The organism is Xenorhabdus budapestensis (assembly GCF_017743015.1).
In the GTDB taxonomy this organism is placed as follows: Bacteria; Pseudomonadota; Gammaproteobacteria; order Enterobacterales; family Enterobacteriaceae; genus Xenorhabdus; species Xenorhabdus budapestensis.
This window is the reverse complement of the sequence record NZ_CP072455.1, coordinates 3,786,445-3,809,026: the sequence shown is the minus strand read 5'-3', so window position 1 is coordinate 3,809,026 and position 22,582 is coordinate 3,786,445. Positions and strand designations below refer to the sequence as shown.

Sequence of the window (22,582 nt, the reverse complement as noted above, 5' to 3'; positions counted from 1 at the left end):
TCATTTTTCATAGCTTTAATACAGTTTCAGCATGGTTTTAGCATGGCTTCAACATAGTTTTAGCTGCTAGCCGGGGAAAAACTTGTCCGGGAGTAAAGATGTCCTATCAGACCAAAGTTGTTCAGACTGACATAAAGAGTGCACAAAATGATAAGCCAGGATTATTACCGCTGGATGCAAATCGCTATCTGCGGCTAGGCTGGTTGATTATCGGCATTGGCATACTGGGATTTTTCATCTGGGCGGCATTTGCCCCGCTCGATAAAGGGGTTGCCTCTTCTGGCCTTGTCGTGGTGGATGGTAATCGTAAAACGGTGCAGTCCCCGACTAATGGCATCATCAGGCAGATACTGGTGACAGAAGGAGAACATATCAGTGCAGGTCAGGTATTGGTTCAGCTCAGTCAGGTTCAAGTCAATGCCCAGATTGATTCTTTGACACAACAGTTACATACCACATTGGCAACGGAGGCGCGATTACTGGCTGAACAACAGGGGTTGGATACACTGGTTTTTTCGCCTGATTTACTGGCTCAGCGCTCAGAACCACGGTTTGACAATATCCTGGCGTTGCAGAAACAGCTTTTCATGTCACGTCGGGAAATGTTGAGAAGTGATCTGGCGGGAATACAGCAGGCAGAGGAAGGATTGATTTTCCAGATCAAAGGGCTGCGGGAAGCAATGGCAAACAAACAGCGTCAGCAGGCCTCACTTAAAGAACAGGTTACTAACCTGAGTCCGTTGACGGAAGAAGGCTATTTTCCCCGTAACCGTTATCTGGAACTGCAACGAAACCAAATTGAGTTAAGTGGCAGTATGGCTGAGATGACTGGTCGAATAGGACAACTTGAGAAGCAGCAACAGGAAACGCATCAGCGCATGATTCAACGGCAGGCAGATTATCAGCGTGAAGTACGCAGCCAGCTTGCAGATATTCAGGTTCAGGCCAATGAGCTGAAAAATAAACTGGAAACAGCGCAGTTTGATCTATCCCACACTTCTATTACGGCACCTGTTGAGGGAACAGTTGTGGGGTTGAAAGTATTTACCCAGGGAGGCGTTGTGGCATCGGGGGAGAAACTGATGGAAATCCTGCCTGATCAGAGTGCGTTGGAAGTTGAGGCACGTTTGATGGTGCACCTGATTGATAAAGTGAATATCGGGCAGAATGTTGATCTGATGTTTACTGCATTGAACCAGAACAGTACACCTAAAGTGACTGGAAAACTATTGGTCATTTCTGCCGATCGTTTAGTCGATGATATGACCAGAGAATCTTATTACCAAATCCGGGTAAGGGTTACGCCAGAAGGTATGGAAAAACTGGCTGATCTGCATATCAAACCGGGTATGCCAGTTGAGGTTTTTGTTAAAACAGGGTCACGTTCATTGTTGAGTTATTTATTCAAGCCATTGGTGGACAGAGCATCTACATCGCTGATTGAGGAGTAATAGGCATGTTCAGGAATCATCGAATGATAGGGAAATATTATGCACGATTCTCCTTGTTGGTGACCTTGTTTTTGATCATTGTGCTGACAATATTGCGTTCTGGCCCAGTTAAAGCACTTTCTTTGACCGAGGTTTATGCGCTGGCACTGCAACATGACCCAACATTTCAGGCCGCGATCAAAGAACTGGAAGCAGGGCAGGAAGAAAAAACGCTTGGTCGGGCAGAATTGTTACCCAAGTTGTCAATTAGCTACCAAAATGCCCCGAAGAATTGGCAGAAGATGGAAAACAATGTCTCAGAGCGGCGGGGTAATGCGGTTAAAGAGCGTTATGATCGGCAGTACGACAGCTACAGTGGTGCACTGGTTCTGACCCAACCATTATTCGATGTCGAAGCATGGGCACGTTATCAGACCCGTAAAGCTTATGCGTTGATGAGTGATGCCCGTTTTCGGGCTGACAGCCAGCAACTGGTTGTGAGGGTGGTGAACAGTTATGTGGCTGTCGCTTATGCGCAGGACAAACTGACACAGGTTGCTCAGCAGCAGATGGCTTATGAAAAGCAACTGGAGCTTAACCAGAAGTTGTTCGTTTCTGGTGAAGGCACCCGCACAGATGTAGCGGAAACTCAGGCCCGTTACAGTCAGGTACAGGCTGATGTGTTAACTGTGCAGGATGAGTTGGATGCCGCGATCCGTGATTTACAGTTATTAGTAGGTACTCCGTTGCCGACGGACGTACCTGTCACACGTTTATCTGATGTTGAACACTTCAAAGCAATAAAGCTGGAATTTGAACATTATGCCGATTGGGAGCAGATAGCATTACGCCGGAATCCCCAATTAGCGGTTGCCCGCCAGAAAATTGAGGTGGCGTATCATGATATTGAACGCAGTCGATCTGGTTTCCTGCCGAAACTAGAGTTATACGCTTCTCATAGTGAGAATAAATCCAGCAACGATAACAGCGTTAATCAGAAATACCGGACAGATTCTGTCGGGGTGCGTGTTTCCATGAATCTTTATAACGGCAATGCGACATCAGCATTGGTGCGTCAGTCGGCGGCTAATTATAACAAGAGCAAATTCGAAATGGATGCACAAGCCGGGGAAATACTGAATGCACTGCGACGCCATTATAATGGGTGCGTCAATGGACAGAAGCGGATACGTGCTTATGAAGTGGCGGTGGAAGCGGCAGAATTACAGGTTCAAGCCACGCAAAAAAGCGTTTTATTGGGGCAGCGGGTAAACGTGGACATATTGAATGCGGAGCAGCAACTTTATACTGCCCGTCGTGAGCTTTCCCAGGCAAAATACGACTATATGAAATCCTGGATTGGTTTGTTGAGTGAGTCCGGCCAGTTAAATAGTGAACACATTAAGTTAATTTCGCATTATTTTGGCTGAGTGATTTGGTCATCTCTGACTCAGATGATGTAGCTTAACTGCGGGTCAGCCTAAGTTGTTGCAAATTACCGTTCAGGGATAAATTAGTTTTTAGCGAAGCAACTTCACGGCAGATATAAGCCATTTCTTTGTCAGAGGCTAATTTGTTGCGCCATTTCTCTGGCTGAGTTTCCAGATGTTGGAATAAATTGTCTAATGAGCCAGCTTGTTGCAACAGAGCAACGGCTGTTTTTGGGCCGATCCCCTGAACACCTGGGATCTTGCTGCTACTGACACCCACCAGTCCCCAATAATCGGGAAGCTGGATAGGAGAGACGCCAAATTCCTGTTGTACAAAAGGCAAATCCAGCCAACGTTTTTGGAAGTAGTCACGAATTTGGATATTGGGTGATAGTAGCTGACAATAACCTTTATCTGTGGAAACAATGGTCACCTGATGCCCTGTAGCGGCAACCTTGGTTGCCAGTGTTGCCGCTAAATCGTCCGCTTCATGTCCTTCAGCATGCCAGCAAGCGACACCTTGAGTATCAAATGCTTGCTTAATCAGTGGCATTTCTTGCTGTAAATCTTCTGGCATAGCAGAACGCCCGGCCTTGTAATTAGGAAGTAGCTGATGGCGCCAGCTATGGTGTCTACCATCTTCATCAAATACGGCAACAGCATGGGTTGGAGAAGAATGAGAGATTAATTGCTTCAACGCATGTTCACAAGCGGCAATGCAAGAGCTTCCCTGCACAGCATGGATACGTCGAATCAAATTCAGGGCATCTACAATCAAAAGGTGTATCATGGTCTCTAGCTATATACTCCATCCGTGGTGTTATTCCGTGGCGACTGCCTCAGTGGATTGTTTATCTGATAATCTTATAACATGGGTCATAAGCTGTGCCACCCGGAAGTTTCATTCGATCTTGTTTCACAAAATTTTCCAATAGATTATCCATTTGGCGCATAATTTCTGCATCACCGTGAATTTTGAACACCCCATGTTTTTCAATGGATTGAATTCCGACCTCTTTCACATTGCCTGCGACAATGCCGGAAAATACACGTCGCAGAGCAGCCACCAGTTTTTCAGTTGATTGATTCGGATGTAAATCCTGATTCGCCATATTTTCATGCGTGGGTTCAAATGGAGATTGCAAATCATGAGAGATTTTCATTGCCCAGTTAAAGCTATAGGCATCTCCGGTTGAACGACGGTTTTCTTTAACCTGTGGCATAGCTGTTTTCATCACTTTGGCAACTTCTGATGGGTTCTCCATAATAATGCGATAGTGATTACGGGCCTGTTCACCCAACGTTTTGACGATAAACTCATCCAGAACATGAAAATAATCAGCGCTCTCTTTTGGCCCTGTTAATACCAGAGGCAATACCTGATTCTGATTTTCAGGATGCATCAAAATCCCCAGTAGATAAAGTAGTTCTTCTACTGTTCCAACGCCTCCCGGAAAGATGATAATGCCGTGAGCGATACGAACGAAAGCTTCCAGCCGTTTTTCGATATCCGGCATGATAATCAGTTCATTGACCAGTGGATTGGGGGGCTCGGCTGCGATAATGGAATGCTCTGTAATACCGATGAAACGGCTGTTTTTATAGCGCTGTTGTGCATGTCCGACAGCAGCCCCTTTCATCGGTGCTTCCATTGCACCCGCCCCACAACCAGTACAAACATTCAGCTCGCGTAAACCTAGTTCGTTGCCTACTTGGCGGGCATACAAGTATTCTTTTTCACTAATGGAATGCCCACCCCAACAAACGATCATATTGGGATCTTCTGCAAGAGGCAGAGCTTTGGCGTTGCGCAGAATGGAGAAAACGGTATTGGTAATGTGCATACCATTTTTCAGATTCAGAGAGTCTGCTTTTTGTGCATCAACAAGTTGAGCGTGAACAAACAGAATATCCCGCAATACTGCAAATAAATTTGCTCGTAAGGATCGAATGATCTTACCATCAACAAATGCTTCTTCTGGCGGATTAACCAGCTCCAGTTTGACTCCTCGCTCTCTGCGCAGAACGTTAATGTCAAAATTTTTATATTTTGACAGTAATTCTTTACCATTGTCAGTCTGACTGCCGGAGTTGAGCACGGCCAGTGAGCAATTACGGAAAAGACGGTATAGATCGCTGCTTGCGGTGCGTTTCAATGTATCAACTTCAAGCTGAGAGAGTGAATCCATTGACCCTAACGGGCTGACATGTGTAATCAAGAATAGCTCCTTTATACCCAAATGGGGTTTCCTGAATAATGATTTTACCCTGAAATATGTTGGGTGCTAATTGAACATTAAAATCAGCCCGTTTGGTGATTAAATGGCATTAGGATGAATGCCATCTGTGCTAATTCAATTACTGACGGGCTAATCTTCCGGTTGTTGGTACAAATGTGTCGTTACTACGCCATGGGTTAATATCCAATCCACCACGACGAGTATAACGTGCATAAACAGTGAGTTTTTCCGGGCCACACAATTCGATTAAGTCGTTGAAAATACGCTCAACACATTGTTCATGAAACTCATTGTGGTGACGGAATGAAACCAGATAACGTAATAATTTTTCCTGATCGATTTTGGGACCTTTATAGCGAATTTGTACTGAGCCCCAATCAGGTTGGTTTGTGATCAGACAATTTGATTTCAGCAAATGGCTAACCAGAATTTCTTCAACGACAGGCCCGGTTGCTGCATTGTTAAGATAATCACGATTGAACTCATAATCATCAATTTCAATATCCTGATTATCAATACATTTACCCTCAAAATCGGTAATTGGCTGTTGATTGACGTCATGCAGAGGATATAAAACAACTTCAATATCGCCTTTAGCGCAAGCGGATAAATCCTGTTGCAGGGTTTTTTGCACTGTTTCCCAATCAGTAAAGCGGGTTTGGTTAAAACTATTCAGATAAAGTTTAAAGCTTTTGGATTCGATAAGATTTTCGCTGGTTGCATTCAGGCTAACGTGACCAATAGCGACTTGAGGAACACCCCGTGAATTGAGCCAGGATAGCTCATACATTGTCCAGATATCAGCCCCGTGAAATGGGAGGTTATCGGGAGACAATCCAAGCGGCTCACGGTTCATACTACGAGGAACGGCTTGTAATAATGATGGCCCATAAGTATCGCAATAGGAAGTCGGTTTGCCGAGAGTAAGTTCGGTGAGGGTCTGATTATTTTGATACAAAGACATAAGATTCCTTAAAGCTAATTACCCTGCATGTAAGAGCTATCGGGTAGAGATTATTGTTGTTCAAATAGCTTGTAGTGTATCAAGGAATTTTGATGATTCGTATTTTTATTGTGCATTAATCATTACTTACCGTATTTATCAAGTCAGTGTCATTCGGCCTGTGTGAAGCTGAGTCTTCTTTCAGCGCTTTCATGTTGGTTTTATACGAGGGAGGAAGTTACATAACCTTTTATAATCGTAGGTCAATTGAAATAGTCGGTCACTTGAAGGAGACTCAGTCCGACTCTTGTGATCTGATTCATCACCAAATCATTAAGCGGACTGAGTTATGTCATTCATCAAATATCAAAAATCAGTTTGTTCTTGGTTGTTCCATATATTCCTGGAGAGAACCATCAAAGGCAATTCTCCCTTTGTCGACTTTGATAACCCGCTCTGCAAGTCTAAAGACTCGTGGATCATGGCTTATCATGAGCACTGTTTTACCATGAACGATATTATTCAGTGCTTCTGCAAAGTTATTTATCTTACTATTGTCCAGATAAGTGGTCGGTTCATCAAAGAGCAATATTTCCGGCGTCTTAAGGTACAGACGTGCTAAACCAACGACCTGCCTTTCACCGCCTGACAAAGAAGAGCCTTTTTCATCAATGTGTGAATCCAGACCATCTTTCAGTTTACCTAATAGTTCACTGCCACCCGCTTTAATTAACGCAGAAACCATATCTTCTCTGGTTGATTCTGTATTGGCGATGTGCAGATTATCGTATAACGTGCCTTTTATGATCTGAGTCTGTTGTGACATCACGCCAAATTTTTGCAACCAACGCTGATGATCGGGGTTATCCAGAACTTCACCAAAAATTGAAACATAACCGTCAGTTAATGGGGTTAAACCAGTCACAATATCAAATATCGTACTTTTACCCTGACCGTTATCACCAACAATAAGGATACGTTCACCTTTTTGTATAGAGATGTTCATATCTCTGAACAAAGTATCTCTGTCATTATAGGAAAACGTATTGATGTTGATATCAATAGTATCAGGATTGTAATTGCCTGTTGATTTATTGTGTTTTTTGGGAATTGGCTTATAAGAACCTAACAATTCGAAAACCCTGTCTAACAGCGATTTGAGTGAAGCAAATTTATTTAAGTGATTGCTGTATCTCTTAATCGAATCAGACATTAATTGCTCGTAGGTAAAAGCAGCAACAAAGTTACCGGGATTGATCGTTCCATCCATCAATAACAAGCCACCATACCAAAGTACGGCAATTGTTGATGCTAACTGTGCAAAAAAGCCAAGCGGAACAGATAAGGACATAAATAACCCTGTGATCCTCTCGACGTTTTTTACTTTAGTATTGGCATCATTAATTCTCTTTTTTTCTGACTCTTCAGAATTAAAAATTTTGACAGATTTGATCCAGGAAAGAGACTCTTGTATCACTCCGGTTAATCGTGAGTTATAGATTTGTAGAATTCTTTCATAAATTGCGACTCGATTAGTGATCGGTTTGCTGATCAAGGTGGTCAGACAAACCATCATAAATGCCAAAATAGCTAATTTAATATCAATCAGAGCCATGGCAATGAACGGGCCAATAATAGATAGCGTATCATAGAGAAATTCGCTATATAAATCTCTGACTCTATCCGATACGAGATAAGTATCGTTTTTTATTCTGAATGCCAGATTAGCTGAGTGAAATTTTCTGGTTATATGGTAGGGAAAAGAGAGGAAAGAATCGACCAGCGATTTCCTCATATTGTAACTTAGTTCTGACGCATTAATTGTCTGCATCCAGATAATAATAGCGTGACTAATAACAATTAATAATGATACTCCAATTAGAGAAGCAATTAATTGGTTAAATGAGAAGGAAAGAATCAACTTGTCCTTCAACAAGGTGTTAACTAATTCCTGTACAAGAAATGGAAATACTACCTCAGCTAAAGCTGCCACTATAGTAAAAGCAATAGCCAGCACTAAGGCTGTTTTTTGTTTCCGTATAAAAGAGTAAAGGAATGTAATATATTTCATATACTGATCACTGTTAAGTTATCAATTTAACTAGTATAGGCAACATGTTAAAACTTACCATCCTATAAAAATGCAGCCGACTCCATCCCTGGAATATACCTATTGTCTTTCAAGTTGCAGTTTGAAATCCATAGGGTATATATGTCCTATTTCACTAAAATACAGGTGGTTTTAAAAGTCATCATGGTGCTATATATAATGGATTAAAAACCCAATAAGCACGAGAATAATATAAACCAAAGATACTATTTATATTGTAATTAACTCAATAACTATGAGTGAAAACGATGTGGTCAATATTATCGCTTTGTTTATCACAATATTATATTACCTGTATTTTGTGAGAATATCTATTTAAATGCATAACCATGCAGGAAAGTAGCGCGCCGCTCTTCATATATTCAGATAAGTTGAATAGTTTTGGCGTTAATGCCAGTTTGGAACAAATTTTTTCCAATTCATGGTTTTTGTTCATTTCATAGATATAACCCTCCGTACCTGCTTTCAGGTCGTTGATATTAGATGAACAGAGAACATACTTATTAACTCTGACAGAGTTACAGATCCCACTGTAAGCAATATCTTTGCTTATGCTGATAATGTTGGTAACTTTTTCCAGTTCTTTCAGTTCGTCACTGCTGAACCCATCGGTATATACGAGAGTATTTTCTTTATCCAGAGAGAAGATACTGCAATCCAGATGGTAAAGATAAGGATCTCTTTCTTCCACTTTCACGATTTTAAGATCGAATTTCTCTTCCATCCAGTCGAAAGTTCTGATGTCACTTCTGATTCCATAACCGCCGACCAATACATTGTCATGCAGATATTTTAACTCAGCTTCACCCTCAAAAAAGTAAGGTGCAACTTCAGTTTTATAGCCTAATGATTCAAAGAAACGCACCCCAATAGGTGTTTCTGATCTTCTGATTTCTGATGCAAAATTGGCAACTATTGCTGTTGGATCTTCGTCACCAACAATAATTCCCAAGTTGGCAACATACACTTGATCTTGCAGCTCTTGATGAGTGTCAGATGGCAGCAAATAGACCAATGATTGTGATGACATAAAGCTGTACAGCTTATAAAACTGTCTTAATGAGACATTGCTGTTAACAGTAATAGCGGATTCATCAAGTTCCTCCATCCAAATATTATTTCTTACGTTGGTATTTAATGAAAATGGAGGTGCCAATAAAAAGGCTGGCATTTTTAAATCAGAAATGATATTGGGAGAATTCTTTAACATCTTAAGACCTCAAATCTAGTTTATTTTATTTGTTTATAGAGAGTTTATTTATAGAGAGCTGTCATTGATTCTAACTAACTTAGTCATGCCACCCGTGACATGTTCTTTTTCAGTCACTAATGAGGTTAATTCATCATCATCAGTAACAGGGATCACTAAGTCTACTTGTGAACCATACCGAATCATTGAGAATCTATCACCCTGATATACTGGCTTATGCTGCTGTATATGGAATGGTGTGATTGTATCAACATCATAATCACCAACCTGAACTATATAGTATTCTCTATTAATACCAGGGGAATAGACTTTATTGACGACTCGCTGATTCAGAGATAAATAATCGTCATAAACTAACTCGATATTCTCTTTATAAAAAATATTATTCTCTACATCGATCATTGGTAGATTGTTTGTTTCTAGAGGTTCATGTTCCGAGTAACTAAGGATGCCATCATAGGGAACTCTATTAATATGTACGTCATAGCATGTCATAAAGATACCAATGACAAGTGAACGCTTATCATAATTTTTATCTCTAATGATATCCTGAATGCTGTATTTTTTCCCTTTTACTTCGGTAATCGCCTCATCCGGGTTTATTATTCCGCTATAAATAACGAACCCATCAGCAGGGGATAAAAAATACCTGTCATCTGTATTAATTGTTCTCACCGGATCCCTGAAAAAACCTTCTTGAAAATAGGTTTCATGTGGGATATCAGGTAGCCCATTAAATATCGATTTAATGGCTTCTGTCATTTTGTTATTCATTATTACCTTCTAAAAAAATGTCTATCAATTGGAACAGGAAACAGAAAAAAACAACATGATGTAAACATTTACAGCGAGATATAATACAGCCTATTATTAATGATTCAATTTTATTTTATTTGGGGATATCATTATTTTTTGTTGGTCAGTAAACACAATTTCACCTAAGTTATCTGGAACGATAGATTGCTAACTAAATGTAATTATATTGATAATATAAATTATGACCGTTAAGGTAGTTTATTATATATATCTGTCAGTGACATTTATCACAAATGCAGAAAAAAGTTTAAATAATCTGTTTGTAATAGGAACAAATTTATTTTTTATCCCTGATCCCCGATAATTAAAACAACTTAATTAACATCTTTATACATATAATTAACTATTGCTTACACTGACGATAATTTTATATAGTTACTTTATAAATGATTACTTTCGAAGTTCAATCTTATTTAGCTAGAACAATTCCCTGAATCACTCAAGTTGCAGAATAAAATCCGCAACTTGAACAACGAAAGGATATAGCTATGACATTTAATGTTACTTGACTGAATGTAATTTTTTATTTACCGGAAAGTAGCTTTTCTAACAATGGTGATCTGAATAAGCCATATGGATCAAATTTCTTTAATGCGTTAACGGCTGAATACCAGTTAGTATCAGTGGGTAATCCATCAGTAAACGAAGCAGGAATTTTCTTGGTTAATATATCTTCGTCATCCCATGCTGCGTTTTTACTGTATGCCCAACCTTTACTCCATTCGACACGAATAGATGCGTAAGAACCGTCAAACTCCTTAAATAACCATTGTTCAAGTCTGTTATAGAAATCAGCGGCATATTTCGCTCCTGGCAGGGTTAAAACATCAAGCCAAATAGCAACATCCCATTCTGGATGATCCGGGCGTGGGCGGATCGCAGATAAACTTGGCACAACAGCATCTTTTTGTACTACTTCAGAAGGTGTATCCAGCCCTGAAACACGGATCTCGATTGGCCCGTTGACAGGATATTTTCCATTTCTCTCATATTCTTTTATCAACGTCTTCCATTGTGAGTAAAAAAGATTGAGGACTTTCTGAATATTATCTCGACGGGTTAATATTGCGTAACCATTTGCAGTAACACGTAATGTAGTCGGCTTGACATAGAGTAATAAGTTTTTACTCCAGCCCCAGAGGTCGGCTCCCCCAGTTAAAAAATAACTTGCCATGATAAAATATTGGCCTGCCCCAAATGCCGGCGTGATATTTGGGAGGTTATGGGTTAGCTTTTTGATTAAATCAGATAGCTGAATGGGAATATTATCGGAAAATGGATAATTGTACGGCTGTGTAACCTGGACGCTGGAAAGGGGCTTTTCAGGTGAGATACTCCATACCTTTAACCAAGGATGAATTGTAAATGGAAATAAAATGGCTTCAACACGACCACTTTTATCAAGGAAATGGCTGAAAGTTTTTTTATTTTTTTCATCTTGTACAGGAGCAAATAATTCTGCTGCCGGGATATTAATAATACTTTCACACCGAAGACGTTGGTTTTTTCCTGCCTGAAGCTCGACATTTAAAATCAGAGAACACCCTAAATGAACAAGAAGAGGCGCACAATTCGGATCATTTCGTTTAAAGCGCTTAATGACATATTGTGCATTTTTCTCATCCCACACTACAGCAGACAAAGACAGTATAGAGTTGCTGAGTGAACCATAACTGTGACCTGACTGAGGTTTTTCATGCAGCGCTTTTATACCTGTCCCATGACCACCTATTGCCAGTACTCCCCCCAGTGTTAAATCACCCGGTGCTGGGGTAGCTGTAAAGCCTATTTCTTGTTCTTCCATTTTTGTCGTAAGTGTTTCCATCAATACGCCAGTTTGCGCGGTAACAATTGAATATTGAGGAAGGTGCTTAATACTTATTTGTGTAAAATGTTGTGTGAGATCGATAAGTATAATGCGGTTACTATTCTGACCTTTCGGTGGAATGATCAGAGGAGACCAGTTATGTGATTCACCCACAACTCTCAATTTATAATTTTGTTTCCAGGCCCAATTGACGACAGAAATAACATCTTTGTCAGAATTAGGTATACAGTATGGAATATTCTCTGCATGAATTTCTTCTGACCAATTGGTAAAGCGGCGATATGTTAGTTTTACATTTTCAGGGAAGTTAATTAAACTGTGTTTTTTCTTAATGTCAGTATATTCTTTATGTAGTTCATGGTTTTTTTTATTTTTATTTTCTGTATTCATATTGTTATTGATCTATTTTAGGTAAATAAAATCACCATTCTAACTTCATGTTTTTAATATGAATATACAGTGATGTTATTTTTTATATTAATATCATGTTTAATTTATTGCTTGCAGACGTTTTTTATTGACTATACCCAATAAATCTGAATCGAATGCAAAAGGTATGTTACTTGAAGGGAGTTAATTCTTTTTGTAACTGTAAATAGTATCATTTTTCATACTATTACTTTTGACAGTGATGCCGCCCGAAATCTATTAGGTATAGTTGTTATTTCGTTGAAAAACGTATAGGAATGGGTAGAACAACAGTATTGGACTGAAAAATGGAAGAAATAATCATATGACTTTCAATGTGACAGAGGCACTTTCTGACTTTACCAAACGCTATGTTGAACTGTGGCAGGAAGAAACGGGGTTACCACCCGCCAGCAGCGAGCTGTATGGTATACCTTCACCTTGTATCGAACGGACGGGGAACGGTGTAGTGCACTGGCTTCCCAAACCATTTTCTGTCCGGGAAAAACTCAGTAAGGTAGAAAATGCGCTGGAGATTTGTTTGCAGGACTCAATCCATGATTACTATGTCACGCAGTTTGCTGGTGATATGACTGTCAATTTTGAGGAGCAAGCTCTCAATTTGATTCAGGTATGGAGTGAAGATGATTTCATCCGATTGCAGGAAAATCTGATAGGCCATCTTGTGACGCAGAAACGGCTGAAACTTCCACCTACGGCATTTATCGGAACAACGGATACAGAGATGCAACTGGTTTCTGTATGTAATCTGACAGGACAGGTGATACTTGAACAGTTTGGCAGCCATGAACGAACCATCTTATCTGCTGATTTAACGACCTTTCTTTCCACTATCAGTCCTGTGACAGTTTTGTAGATGCAGATATCGGTTTAATTTTTTGTGAGAGATATCTTACATAATATGTAAGATATCTCTCATAATCATATAATGAATATCTTTGATGAATATTATTTTTATTTTATATCAATAATATGCAAATTATTATCATGATATCTTTCTTATAGCGTACTTCTTCTGCTGATTCAGATAGCTTGTTTCAACCCACCGAATAATAGATCCTTTTGTTATTCCATTAGGAATCATAGCAAAAAAATCATTAAGGAATCGAACCATCAGGAAGGTGGCTCAGGGACGAAAAGGTATAGGCAGGTTTGCCGGATACTATCAGTATAATGATCTTTTAAGGAGTAACTGACAGGGATGTATTTTATCAGGGAATGAGCAGGAAGCGACCAATTTAGCAGGACTGCTATGACAATCAAATAAGAGGGGAGATTTTGTCTCCCCTCTTATTTTGTGACACTTTATCTTGCCACAAATTTTCCGCTGAAATCGAACAATGGTACTCTTACGGTCTAATGACGTGATGGCAACTTCTGTCATCAGAACATCAGTCATCAGCACAACTGAGATAAGATAAATAACCATGAGTATCGAGACACAAATTCTACACAAATTACAGCTTATTGAAGCCACTATGAAAACAGTTGGTTTATGGCAGAGCTATTCTCCTAAACCAGAAGTGTTTGAAAGCACAGAACCTTTTTCGATTGATACTATGGCTGCTGAAGAGTGGCTCCAGTGGGTGCTCATTCCGAGAATGTGTGCTCTGATTGAACAGAAAGCTTGTCTACCGACGGAGTTTGTCATCGCACCATATTTTGAAGAAGTATATAAGGAAGAAACAGAACGTTATTTGCCGTTGCTTGAGCATCTGCGCGAATTGGACAGTCTGTTTGTACCGGGGGATTTTACACAGAATAGTGACACGGAATAGTTGATATGTTGGAGATTATTTATCAGGATGAACACATTGTTGCTGTGAATAAACCTGCGGGCTGGTTGGTTCATCGTAGCTGGCTGGCTCGTCATGAAACCGTGTTTGTCATGCAGACACTGCGCGATCAACTTGGGCAGCATGTTTTCCCTGTTCATCGGTTGGATAGACCAACATCGGGCGTTTTGTTGATGGGACTGTCAAGCGAAGTGGCAAGAATACTTTCTCAACAATTAGAATACCAGCAGATGCAAAAAACCTATCATGCGGTTGTGCGTGGTTATGTCGACGGAGAAGATATTATTGACTACGCATTAATGGAAGAGTTGGATAAAATTGCGGATAAGTTCGCGGATACGGATAGGGAAGCACAATCAGCAATTACTCATTACCGTGCATTGGCGAAAATTGAGTGTCCGGTTGAAATTGGGCGCTATCCGACATCACGTTTTAGTTTGTTGGAACTGAAGCCCAAAACTGGCCGTAGGCATCAGTTGCGGCGGCATATGGCGCATATCCGTCATCCCATCATCGGGGATACTACACACGGGGATTTGCGACAAAATCGAGGAGTTGCTAAATATTATCAAACGGGAAGATTAATGCTGCATGCAAGCCATCTTCAGCTTCAGCATCCGGTGACAGGAGAAAACCTTCTGTTGACTGCCCGATGGGATTCACCGTGGCAGTATTTGCTTGAACAATTTGGCTGGCAAGGTGTTGTGCCAGAGCTGGAATGTCCACGCCCGATAACTTTCGAGTTGTAGCCAAAAATAGCAGCTTGAAAAATAAAGGGGCCAACCACTCACGAATAAAAGCAGTATCAAACATTAAAGAGATCAATATCTATGGCAAAGATTGGTATTTTCGTTGGTACAGTTTATGGTAATGCGCTGGCGGTTGCGGAAGAAGCGCAGCAAGTTCTTGAGCAGCAAGGACATGAGGTCGAGGTCTTTGAAGATGCGACTCTGGAACAATGGCAAGTGTATTTGCAACAGGTTGTTCTGGTGGTGACATCCACAACCGGACAAGGTGATCTGCCTGATAATATTCAACCGCTTTATACCGAGTTGAGTGATCAATTGGGCTATCAACCTGATTTACGTTATGGCCTAATTGCATTGGGTGACAGTAGTTATGACACATTTTGCGGAGGCGGTCATACCTTTGATGAACTGTTACAAGAACAGGGCGCTAAACGGTTCGGAGAGCTTTTGTTGATTGATGCCGCTGAAGTGGTTGAGCCGGAAGTCTTTGCCCAGGATTGGGTTGAGGATTGGGGAACCTTGCTATAGGATTTCTGTCACACCGCTTATACCCTTCATTTTGGTCAGGTCAATTTACGAAGAGGAATAAGCGGTGTATAACACGTCTGACTTAATTACTTACGAGTCAGTTTTTCCAAATCTGCTTCGATTTCTGCAATCTTATTGGCAACAACATGCTCAAGATGACGTAAGTCGTCCAGAATTTTGTGTTTTAAATCTACCTCTGCTTGCTCACGTTTGCAAATTTGATCCAGTTCCTCAAGCACATAACGCAGATTAGTGTTGATCTCTTTGACTTCTTTGTAACCTTGCCCTGAGTTATCGTCAGATACCGTTTTCAGTTGGCGTGGATATTTGAATTTAACGCTTTTGGCAAAAAATTCACCTTTATCTTTACGGAAATAAATCTTAAGAATGTCGTTATTCGCTTCCTGACGGATGCTATAGCGATCAATATCTTCAGGATGTGTGATCCCCAAACTCTTCAAGTTATCGTACATAGCGCGTTACCTAGTCACCTAAATAAAAATGAAATGGAAAAGGCAAAAATGGTAGATTTATTATCCATTTCGTCATTGTTAAAAGTCAATTGGTTAATCGTTAGGAAAAAATCGAACAAAAAGTAACAAGTTCGCTTATTGAACTTAGGGTTCAATCCAACTAATATCCAATGAAGAAATATTTATCAATTTGATAACTGCGTTATTTATTTTAAGTGAGAAGAAGGGGGGAAGATCTGCCTAAGAGATTGATAGATCCTCAGAAGATCAATGAGGTTTTCGCTCACCTAAATGAAAGTTCAGATAATCATGCCTTCTATAACTTCATTAATGAGCGGAGCAGAGATCACAAATCAGATAAAAGGGTTAATGCTTCCTCCCGGCTATCGTATGGTTCGTGTTGATAGACGATTGAGTGATTGGATTAGTCAGTCTCATTTCGAATTAGCTTTGGTTAATGATGCCTCTAAGGAGGTTGCTTATTATAACCGAGTGGTTATACAGTCAGATGTTGTATTGAATTGTCGGCCTGTAACACAAATTCTTGTTTGGCGTATCAGGACTCCTCAGCATAGAGCAGTATTACGTGACTTAGCAGGCAAGGTGTTTTTGATTATCTCATTGAACGATATAATGTCATTGTATCAGATATGAATCCGGCTACTGATGGTATGGCTTTTTGGCAGGATCGGATGTATGACGCATTGGCATACAGCATGTATGTTTATGCCTATGATATGATTACTTGTGAGTTACGCAGGATCCTGGCTGAAGATGATGTTAGCCGCCAAGAAATGTGGTTATGGGGAGACCCGGAACATCATCAGAATAGGTTAGCAATCATTTCTAAAGACGAATTATCAGTTAAATAAAGTGGTTTCGGCAAGGTGGAATTTTATATCGTTCAAGAAAAAACCCCGTTATTTTTAACGAGGTTTATATCTGTTAGCAGGTTGAATCAATTAATTAGATGGTTTTTGCTATTTTTAATATTTAATCAATATTTCTCAGCAATTCATTAATGCCAACCTTGCCGCGAGTTTTAGCATCCACTTTCTTCACAATAACAGCGCAATACAGACTGTAACTGCCATCTTTGGAAGGCAAGTTGCCGGATACGACGACAGATCCCGCTGGTACACGGCCGTAGTGGATTTCGCCTGTTTCACGATCATAGATTTTGGTGCTTTGACCGATGTAAACACCCATTGAGATCACGGAACCTTCTTCCACGATAACCCCTTCTACGATTTCAGAACGGGCACCAATAAAGCAATTGTCTTCAATAATAGTTGGATTGGCTTGCAATGGCTCCAGCACACCGCCAATGCCAACGCCACCAGACAAATGAACGTTTTTACCGATTTGGGCACAGGAGCCGACAGTTGCCCAAGTGTCTACCATTGTACCTTCATCTACATAGGCACCGAGGTTGACGTAAGATGGCATTAACACTGTATTACGTGCAATATATGCTCCCTGACGGACTGCCGCGGGAGGCACGACACGGAAACCTTCTTTTTCGAAACGAGCCTGATCATAATCAGCAAACTTCATAGGCACTTTGTCGAAATAGCGGCTTTCAGCCCCTTCCATAACTTGGTTGTTATTAATACGGAAAGAGAGCAATACTGCTTTTTTCAGCCATTGATATGTGACCCATTCATCTGCGATTTTTTCAGCGACACGCAGTTTACCACTGTCCAGCATTTGAATGACTTGGTTGACGGCGTTACGAGTTGCCTTGTCAACGGTCACAGGTGTGATGTCGGCGCGGTTTTCAAATGCATTTTCAATAATGGCCATTAATTCGGTAATGGATTGTAATTGCTGCATTGGTATGGGATCCCTCATATTTAGTCGAATATTGGTTAGTTAAAGTTATACTTTATCCTTGGTGTTAAGGGCTTCTGTCAACCTTTCTGATAATTCCTCTCTGATTTTTTTATCTAGTGCCAGGAGATCTTTGTTAGCCAGCACAAAAAAATCTTCCACGCGTTCACCGATAGTTGTAATGCGGGCACCATGCAGGGAAACTCCTAATTCAGCAAAAATACTGCCAACCCGTGCCAACAGCCCCGGTTGATCCAGCGCAACCAGTTCCATATAAGTACGGCGGGGATTTTGTGTCGGTAAAAAATTCACGTTAGGCGGAACATCAAAATGACGTAATTTCGCTGGTAAGTTACGTATTTTAGGGGCTTTGGGATGAGGAGTATTAATGGCTTTGAGTAAAGCCCGGCGAATGGGTTCATGACGATCTGGTGCCAGTGAGTGATCGTTCGGATCCAGTATGACAAAGGTATCCATCGCCATTTCATCCCGATTGGTAAAGATCTGGGCATTATGGACGCTTAAGTTACGTCGATCTAACTCTCCAACAACGGCAGCGAAAAGAGAAGGCCGATCCTGACACCAGATGAAAATTTCCGTTCCTCCATGAGAAAATGAGGCACTGATTAATACCATTGGTTCCGGTGATTGATGGTTAACCAGATGGCTGGCGTGCCAGGCTAACTGATCCGGTGTATGACGCAAAAAATAATCTGCATGACAGCGGCTCCAGATGTTATGTAATCTTTCTTCGTCAATAGCTTCCTGACGTAGCAGAGCCAGAGCTTGTAGGCGGTGATGGCGGATACGCTCACGTAAATCAGGTGTATTCTGTATTCCCTTGAGTAACTGGGTTTCGGTAGTGAAATAGAGTTCGTGCAACAGGCTCTGTTTCCAATTGTTCCATAGTTTGGCGTTTGTGGCGCAGATATCTGCGACAGTAAGGCAGAGTAGGTAATTCAGGCGATTTTGATTTTTGACCTGACAGGCAAATTGCTGAATGACTTCGGGATCTTGGATATCCCGTCGCTGTGCAGTGATTGATATAAGCAAATGATATCGAACGAGCCATTCTACTAACTCTGCTTCACGAGTTGTCAGCCCATGTTGTATGGCAAAGGTGAACGCATCTTTGGCACCCAGCTCGGAATGATCGCCGTTACGCCCTTTGGCGATATCATGGAAAAAAGCAGCCAGTCGCAACAATTCAGGTTGTGGAATACGAGGATAGAGTTCGACACATACAGGGTGGAGCATGCGGTTATTTTCATCAGCAAAGCTTTCCAGCTTCTGCAATACCCGAATAGTATGTTCATCAACGGTATAAACATGGAACAAGTCAAACTGCATTTGACCGACAATATTACTCCAAAGTGGCGTATAGGCACTTAGAACACTATGGCGATGCATTGGGAGCAAAGCGCTTTTGACCGCATGAGGATGGCGCAGGATTTTCATGAAAATTTTTCGGGCCTCAGGCAGTTCACACAAAGGCTGTCTGAGATTTCTGCGGGCATAGCGAAGTTGGCGCAATGTAGTGGAGTAGATCCCTGTAATCTCCTGATGGACTGCCATATGATAAAACATTTTCAGAATTGCGGCAGGATCACGGCTAAACAGTGTGTCATCAATCACATCAATAAGATCTCCCCGCAACTGAAATGTATCATTCAGAGCGCGTGGCTTTTCGTCAGGCTGTAGTGTCAGAATTGCTTCATCAAAAAGTTGCAGCAGCATGTTGTTCAGCTCACTGACACGGCGCATCATGCGGTAGAAATCCTTCATCATCCGCTCAACAGGTTGATTGCGTTCTCCTTCATACCCGAGAAGCCGAGCTACACTGAACTGGCGTTCAAACAGCAGTCGGTTGTCATAACGGGTAACGGCCAGATGGAGGGCAAAACGGATACGCCAGAGAAAATTCTGGCATTCGTTTAATTCATTACGCTCCTCAAAGGTCAGAAAGCCAAAATCAACCATTTCATCTAAAGATGTTGCCCCGAAATGGCGGTGAGCAACCCAAAGTAAAGTATGAATATCACGTAATCCCCCTGGGCTGCTTTTGATATCGGGTTCCAGATTATAGCTGGTGCTGTGATAGCGTTGATGGCGTTTTTTCTGTTCGGTTAATTTGGCGGCAAAGAATTGGGCTGATGGCCAGAAATCATCACTGAAAATTTGCTTCTGTAAGCGGAGGAACAGGGGTAAGTCACCACAAATTAAACGGGATTCAATAAGGTTTGTGGCGATTGTCAGATCAGCAAGCCCTTTCTCAAGGCACTCTTCGTATGTTCTGACACTGTGACCGACTTCCAGACGAATATCCCAGAGCAGCGTAATGAATTGCCCTATGCGGGTTGATTGCTCTTCAGTCAGAGGAGACTCACTCAGTATTAGCAGGTCAATATCAGAAAGAGGGTGCAACTCGCGTCGGCCATAACCACCGACCGCAATCAGGGAAAGTGAATCTATCTGATCAAACCCTTGTTGCTGCCATAATCGTGTCAGAAGCCTGTCAATATAATCACTGCGGGTATAAATCAATGCTGTCGGAGAAATGCCAGCTTTGAATGCTTGCTCAAGCCACAATTGAAACTCATCGATATGCTGTTTCAGTGCGGGACACTGAAGGTCATTGTGGGAAAATTCCACTGGAGACAGAGGAGGAATAGGAGCATGCGCAAAAGCAATATCAACTGGCATATTCAGAAACCTATGATAAGAAAACCGTGAGATGAACAGGCGTTAGTGGTCGATGATGAAGCCCTGATGGGGACAGTTTATGTACAAGAACTGTATTTATCAATATCCTATTCAGGGTCATGCATTCAACGTATTGATTGGCTCTAAATATAATATTCTCTTTCGATAAAAGTTCCGAATTGTCTGTACACCAGAAGGCGACATTGAATCGAGAGAGCTTTTTCAAGCGTTTCTTGAGTGTTTGTTTGCTTCGTTTGCCGAAAGTATGTGCAATGATACGCTTTAGTCGAGGTTCCCAAGCATACCATAGCCAACGTTGTTGCTTTTTATTTCCAACAAAAGACCACATTCGTCAACTTCGCAAAAAATAAGATGAATTTCCACATTATCCAGAGGGCGTGTTGTTACACATCGCGGGCAGAGTTTTTTAAAGTGTGAACAACCGCATTAATGCTGATATGTAATGCCCGTGCGGGTATCACGAATACCTGCATTATTCATCGCGAGATCAACAACTTTTTCTTTAATTCCGGCTTCGCAGGCACGATAGGAATAGTCAAGTTGGAAAGTGCGATTACAAGACAAACAACGATAACGTTGATGACCACCTCTACCCGTACCATGCTTTTTGACATCTTTTGTCTGATCGCAAAAGCGACACTTCACGTCAACCGTTGCCACAAAAATTCTCCCTCATCAAAAAATGGCTATTATATCTAAAGAACAACGCGTTGAATTCGTGACCATTTAGACATATAGGTTATGCTCTTTGATATTTCTATGAAGAGAAAGCGGGCATATTATATTTAATACAGATTGATGTTTTGAATAGATGAATTATTTAAGCCCAACTCGGTATTGGGCTTTTAAGGTCTGGCTTTGCCTATTTTTATGGTTGTATATTAACTAATACGGCTGAAATATGTGGTTCTTCTTCTTTACGCCATGTCATGATTTCGCAACCATTGTCAGTAACAACAAGGGTATGTTCATATTGCGCAGACCAGCTGCGATCTTTAGTTTTGACTGTCCAGCCATCTTTCATGGTACGGATACGGAAATCGCCGGTGTTGACCATAGGTTCAATAGTGAAGGCCATGCCTTTTTGTAGAATAACGCCACCGTCATCAGCATCGTAATGAAGCACGTGAGGTTCTTCATGGAAACCCCTGCCGATACCGTGACCACAATATTCGCGAACTACAGAGTAATCGTGATTTTCCACGTATTGCTGAATTGCTTTGCCGAGGCTGCGCAGACGGATACCCGGTTTAACCATTTTCAGGGCAAAGTACAGGCTCTCCTGAGTGATACGGCACAGGCGTTCGCCCTGAATAGTTGGTGTACCGACAATAAACATTTTGGAAGTATCACCGTGAAATTCATCTTTAATCACAGTTACATCAATGTTAACGATGTCGCCTTCTTTCAGTACCTTGTCATCACTTGGAATACCGTGGCAAACCACGTCATTAACAGAGATACAGACGGATTTGGGGAAACCGTGGTAACCCAGACAAGCAGAAATGGCCTGTTGTTTATTCGTGATGTATTCGTGGCAAATGCGATCAAGTTCACCAGTGGTTACGCTCGCCTTAACGTGCGGTTCGATCATCTCCAGAACCTCTGCTGCCAGACGCCCGGCAACGCGCATTTTCTGAATTTCTTCGTCTGTTTTGATAGTAATAGCCATGAAATCAGTCCATCAGAATCGGGGAGTTACCGATTCTTTGATATTAATTAAGAAAAAAATGATGATGGTAATGGTATCAGCCCACTGTATATCTAACAATAACTGTTGATCGCCAAGACTAGCAGAAAGCTGTAACAAATGTTGGTGTATGGGCGCGGTTTATGGTATAAACCGCGCCGGTATTCTGTGTAATTGTTTCCTGTAGAAGCAGTATTACAGAAATGCTGAATAAACTCATTTGTGTAAATAACACACACGGATCGGCACATACACCGGGGTGCTCTCATGTGGCTAATTCGTATGAATATCCTTCATATGGTATGAATAGCACACAGTTAAAGAGTCGGTGTCATGGGATCTGTGGAGGCATA

The 22,582-nt window shown here is 41.2% G+C and carries 17 protein-coding genes and 2 pseudogenes; 7 read left to right on the top strand and 12 right to left on the bottom strand.

All coding sequences use genetic code 11. The annotated features are described in order from the left end of the window. The first annotated feature begins 98 nt into the window (after positions 1–98). Together HGO23_RS16775 and HGO23_RS16770 are read left to right on the top strand one after the other, a co-directional pair. Positions 99–1,451, top strand: coding sequence for an HlyD family type I secretion periplasmic adaptor subunit (locus HGO23_RS16775; protein ID WP_099135042.1), 1,353 nt, complete (start codon positions 99–101; stop codon positions 1,449–1,451). Between the two features lie 23 nt (positions 1,452–1,474). Continuing rightward, the gene (locus tag HGO23_RS16770) at positions 1,475–2,860 is read left to right on the top strand and encodes a TolC family outer membrane protein (RefSeq protein WP_099135041.1); all 1,386 of its coding nucleotides are present in this window, start codon (positions 1,475–1,477) and stop codon (positions 2,858–2,860) included. A 34-nt stretch (positions 2,861–2,894) separates the two neighbouring features. Here HGO23_RS16770 and xni read toward each other — a convergent pair whose 3' ends face one another. The 7 genes from xni to HGO23_RS16735 form a co-directional block, all read right to left on the bottom strand. After that, entirely contained in the window at positions 2,895–3,650 is a 756-nt protein-coding gene (gene xni / locus HGO23_RS16765; RefSeq protein WP_099135040.1) for a flap endonuclease Xni, read from the bottom strand. 61 nt (positions 3,651–3,711) lie between these two features. Beyond that, positions 3,712–5,079 carry a nucleotide 5'-monophosphate nucleosidase PpnN gene (ppnN, locus tag HGO23_RS16760; protein WP_099135039.1) on the bottom strand — a complete coding sequence of 456 codons (1,368 nt, stop codon included), beginning with the start codon at positions 5,077–5,079 and terminating at the stop codon, positions 3,712–3,714. Between the two features lie 139 nt (positions 5,080–5,218). Further along, the gene (gene queF, locus HGO23_RS16755) at positions 5,219–6,064 is read right to left on the bottom strand and encodes an NADPH-dependent 7-cyano-7-deazaguanine reductase QueF (protein ID WP_209027308.1); all 846 of its coding nucleotides are present in this window, start codon (positions 6,062–6,064) and stop codon (positions 5,219–5,221) included. Between the two features lie 352 nt (positions 6,065–6,416). Next, positions 6,417–8,114 carry an ABC transporter ATP-binding protein gene (locus HGO23_RS16750; protein ID WP_209027307.1) on the bottom strand — a complete coding sequence of 566 codons (1,698 nt, stop codon included), beginning with the start codon at positions 8,112–8,114 and terminating at the stop codon, positions 6,417–6,419. A 322-nt stretch (positions 8,115–8,436) separates the two neighbouring features. Continuing rightward, positions 8,437–9,363 carry a dimethylarginine dimethylaminohydrolase family protein gene (locus tag HGO23_RS16745; protein ID WP_099135036.1) on the bottom strand — a complete coding sequence of 309 codons (927 nt, stop codon included), beginning with the start codon at positions 9,361–9,363 and terminating at the stop codon, positions 8,437–8,439. 48 nt (positions 9,364–9,411) lie between these two features. Continuing rightward, a complete protein-coding gene (locus HGO23_RS16740) occupies positions 9,412–10,137 on the bottom strand; it encodes a phosphatidylserine decarboxylase (RefSeq protein WP_099135035.1) in 726 nt (241 codons plus the stop codon). Positions 10,138–10,702: 565 nt separating this feature from the next. Then, the gene (locus HGO23_RS16735) at positions 10,703–12,397 is read right to left on the bottom strand and encodes a cholesterol oxidase substrate-binding domain-containing protein (protein ID WP_209027306.1); all 1,695 of its coding nucleotides are present in this window, start codon (positions 12,395–12,397) and stop codon (positions 10,703–10,705) included. Positions 12,398–12,740: 343 nt separating this feature from the next. Between HGO23_RS16735 and syd the strand changes: the two genes are divergently transcribed. The 4 genes from syd (at position 12,741) to HGO23_RS16715 (ending at position 15,509) form a co-directional block, all read left to right on the top strand. Further along, on the top strand, positions 12,741–13,292 hold the full coding sequence (gene syd, locus HGO23_RS16730; RefSeq protein ID WP_099135033.1) for a SecY-interacting protein: 552 nt from the start codon (positions 12,741–12,743) through the stop codon (positions 13,290–13,292). Positions 13,293–13,863: 571 nt separating this feature from the next. Beyond that, on the top strand, positions 13,864–14,214 hold the full coding sequence (locus HGO23_RS16725) for a YqcC family protein (protein ID WP_209027305.1): 351 nt from the start codon (positions 13,864–13,866) through the stop codon (positions 14,212–14,214). Between the two features lie 5 nt (positions 14,215–14,219). Further along, positions 14,220–14,981 carry a tRNA pseudouridine(65) synthase TruC gene (gene truC / locus HGO23_RS16720; protein WP_209027304.1) on the top strand — a complete coding sequence of 254 codons (762 nt, stop codon included), beginning with the start codon at positions 14,220–14,222 and terminating at the stop codon, positions 14,979–14,981. A gap of 81 nt (positions 14,982–15,062) precedes the next feature. Continuing rightward, positions 15,063–15,509, top strand: a complete 447-nt coding sequence (locus tag HGO23_RS16715) for a flavodoxin (protein WP_099135030.1) — start codon at positions 15,063–15,065, stop codon at positions 15,507–15,509. Positions 15,510–15,595: 86 nt separating this feature from the next. On the opposite strand, the gene HGO23_RS16710 is transcribed toward HGO23_RS16715, so the two are convergent. Further along, entirely contained in the window at positions 15,596–15,982 is a 387-nt protein-coding gene (locus HGO23_RS16710) for a DUF3461 family protein (protein WP_099135029.1), read from the bottom strand. Positions 15,983–16,218: 236 nt separating this feature from the next. On the opposite strand from HGO23_RS16710, the pseudogene HGO23_RS16705 reads away from it, so the two are divergent. Beyond that, positions 16,219–16,854 (top strand): annotated as a pseudogene (locus HGO23_RS16705) (hypothetical protein). A gap of 121 nt (positions 16,855–16,975) precedes the next feature. On the opposite strand, the gene dapD reads toward HGO23_RS16705, so the two are convergent. The 4 genes and pseudogenes from dapD to map form a co-directional block, all read right to left on the bottom strand. After that, the gene (gene dapD, locus HGO23_RS16700; protein WP_099135028.1) at positions 16,976–17,818 is read right to left on the bottom strand and encodes a 2,3,4,5-tetrahydropyridine-2,6-dicarboxylate N-succinyltransferase; all 843 of its coding nucleotides are present in this window, start codon (positions 17,816–17,818) and stop codon (positions 16,976–16,978) included. A gap of 45 nt (positions 17,819–17,863) precedes the next feature. Beyond that, positions 17,864–20,518: a bifunctional uridylyltransferase/uridylyl-removing protein GlnD gene (gene glnD, locus HGO23_RS16695; protein WP_209027303.1), complete on the bottom strand. Its 2,655-nt coding sequence runs from the start codon at positions 20,516–20,518 to the stop codon at positions 17,864–17,866. Between the two features lie 178 nt (positions 20,519–20,696). Next, positions 20,697–21,199, bottom strand: a pseudogene (locus HGO23_RS16690) (IS1 family transposase); the annotation flags it as partial. 208 nt (positions 21,200–21,407) lie between these two features. Then, on the bottom strand, positions 21,408–22,211 hold the full coding sequence (map, locus tag HGO23_RS16685; RefSeq protein ID WP_209027302.1) for a type I methionyl aminopeptidase: 804 nt from the start codon (positions 22,209–22,211) through the stop codon (positions 21,408–21,410). Positions 22,212–22,582 lie beyond the last annotated feature (371 nt).

Bases quoted from the DNA above. Each gene is read 5' to 3' on its own strand.
- HGO23_RS16775 (WP_099135042.1), top strand. From the start codon at position 99: ATGTCCTATCAGACCAAAGTTGTTCAGACTGACATAAAGAGTGCACAA.
- HGO23_RS16770 (WP_099135041.1), top strand. From the start codon at position 1,475: ATGATAGGGAAATATTATGCACGATTCTCCTTGTTGGTGACCTTGTTT.
- xni (WP_099135040.1), bottom strand. From the start codon at position 3,650: ATGATACACCTTTTGATTGTAGATGCCCTGAATTTGATTCGACGTATC.
- queF (WP_209027308.1), bottom strand. From the start codon at position 6,064: ATGTCTTTGTATCAAAATAATCAGACCCTCACCGAACTTACTCTCGGC.
- HGO23_RS16750 (WP_209027307.1), bottom strand. From the start codon at position 8,114: ATGAAATATATTACATTCCTTTACTCTTTTATACGGAAACAAAAAACA.
- HGO23_RS16745 (WP_099135036.1), bottom strand. From the start codon at position 9,363: ATGTTAAAGAATTCTCCCAATATCATTTCTGATTTAAAAATGCCAGCC.
- HGO23_RS16740 (WP_099135035.1), bottom strand. From the start codon at position 10,137: ATGAATAACAAAATGACAGAAGCCATTAAATCGATATTTAATGGGCTA.
- HGO23_RS16735 (WP_209027306.1), bottom strand. From the start codon at position 12,397: ATGAATACAGAAAATAAAAATAAAAAAAACCATGAACTACATAAAGAA.
- syd (WP_099135033.1), top strand. From the start codon at position 12,741: ATGACTTTCAATGTGACAGAGGCACTTTCTGACTTTACCAAACGCTAT.
- HGO23_RS16725 (WP_209027305.1), top strand. From the start codon at position 13,864: ATGAGTATCGAGACACAAATTCTACACAAATTACAGCTTATTGAAGCC.
- truC (WP_209027304.1), top strand. From the start codon at position 14,220: ATGTTGGAGATTATTTATCAGGATGAACACATTGTTGCTGTGAATAAA.
- HGO23_RS16715 (WP_099135030.1), top strand. From the start codon at position 15,063: ATGGCAAAGATTGGTATTTTCGTTGGTACAGTTTATGGTAATGCGCTG.
- HGO23_RS16710 (WP_099135029.1), bottom strand. From the start codon at position 15,982: ATGTACGATAACTTGAAGAGTTTGGGGATCACACATCCTGAAGATATT.
- dapD (WP_099135028.1), bottom strand. From the start codon at position 17,818: ATGCAGCAATTACAATCCATTACCGAATTAATGGCCATTATTGAAAAT.
- glnD (WP_209027303.1), bottom strand. From the start codon at position 20,518: ATGCCAGTTGATATTGCTTTTGCGCATGCTCCTATTCCTCCTCTGTCT.
- map (WP_209027302.1), bottom strand. From the start codon at position 22,211: ATGGCTATTACTATCAAAACAGACGAAGAAATTCAGAAAATGCGCGTT.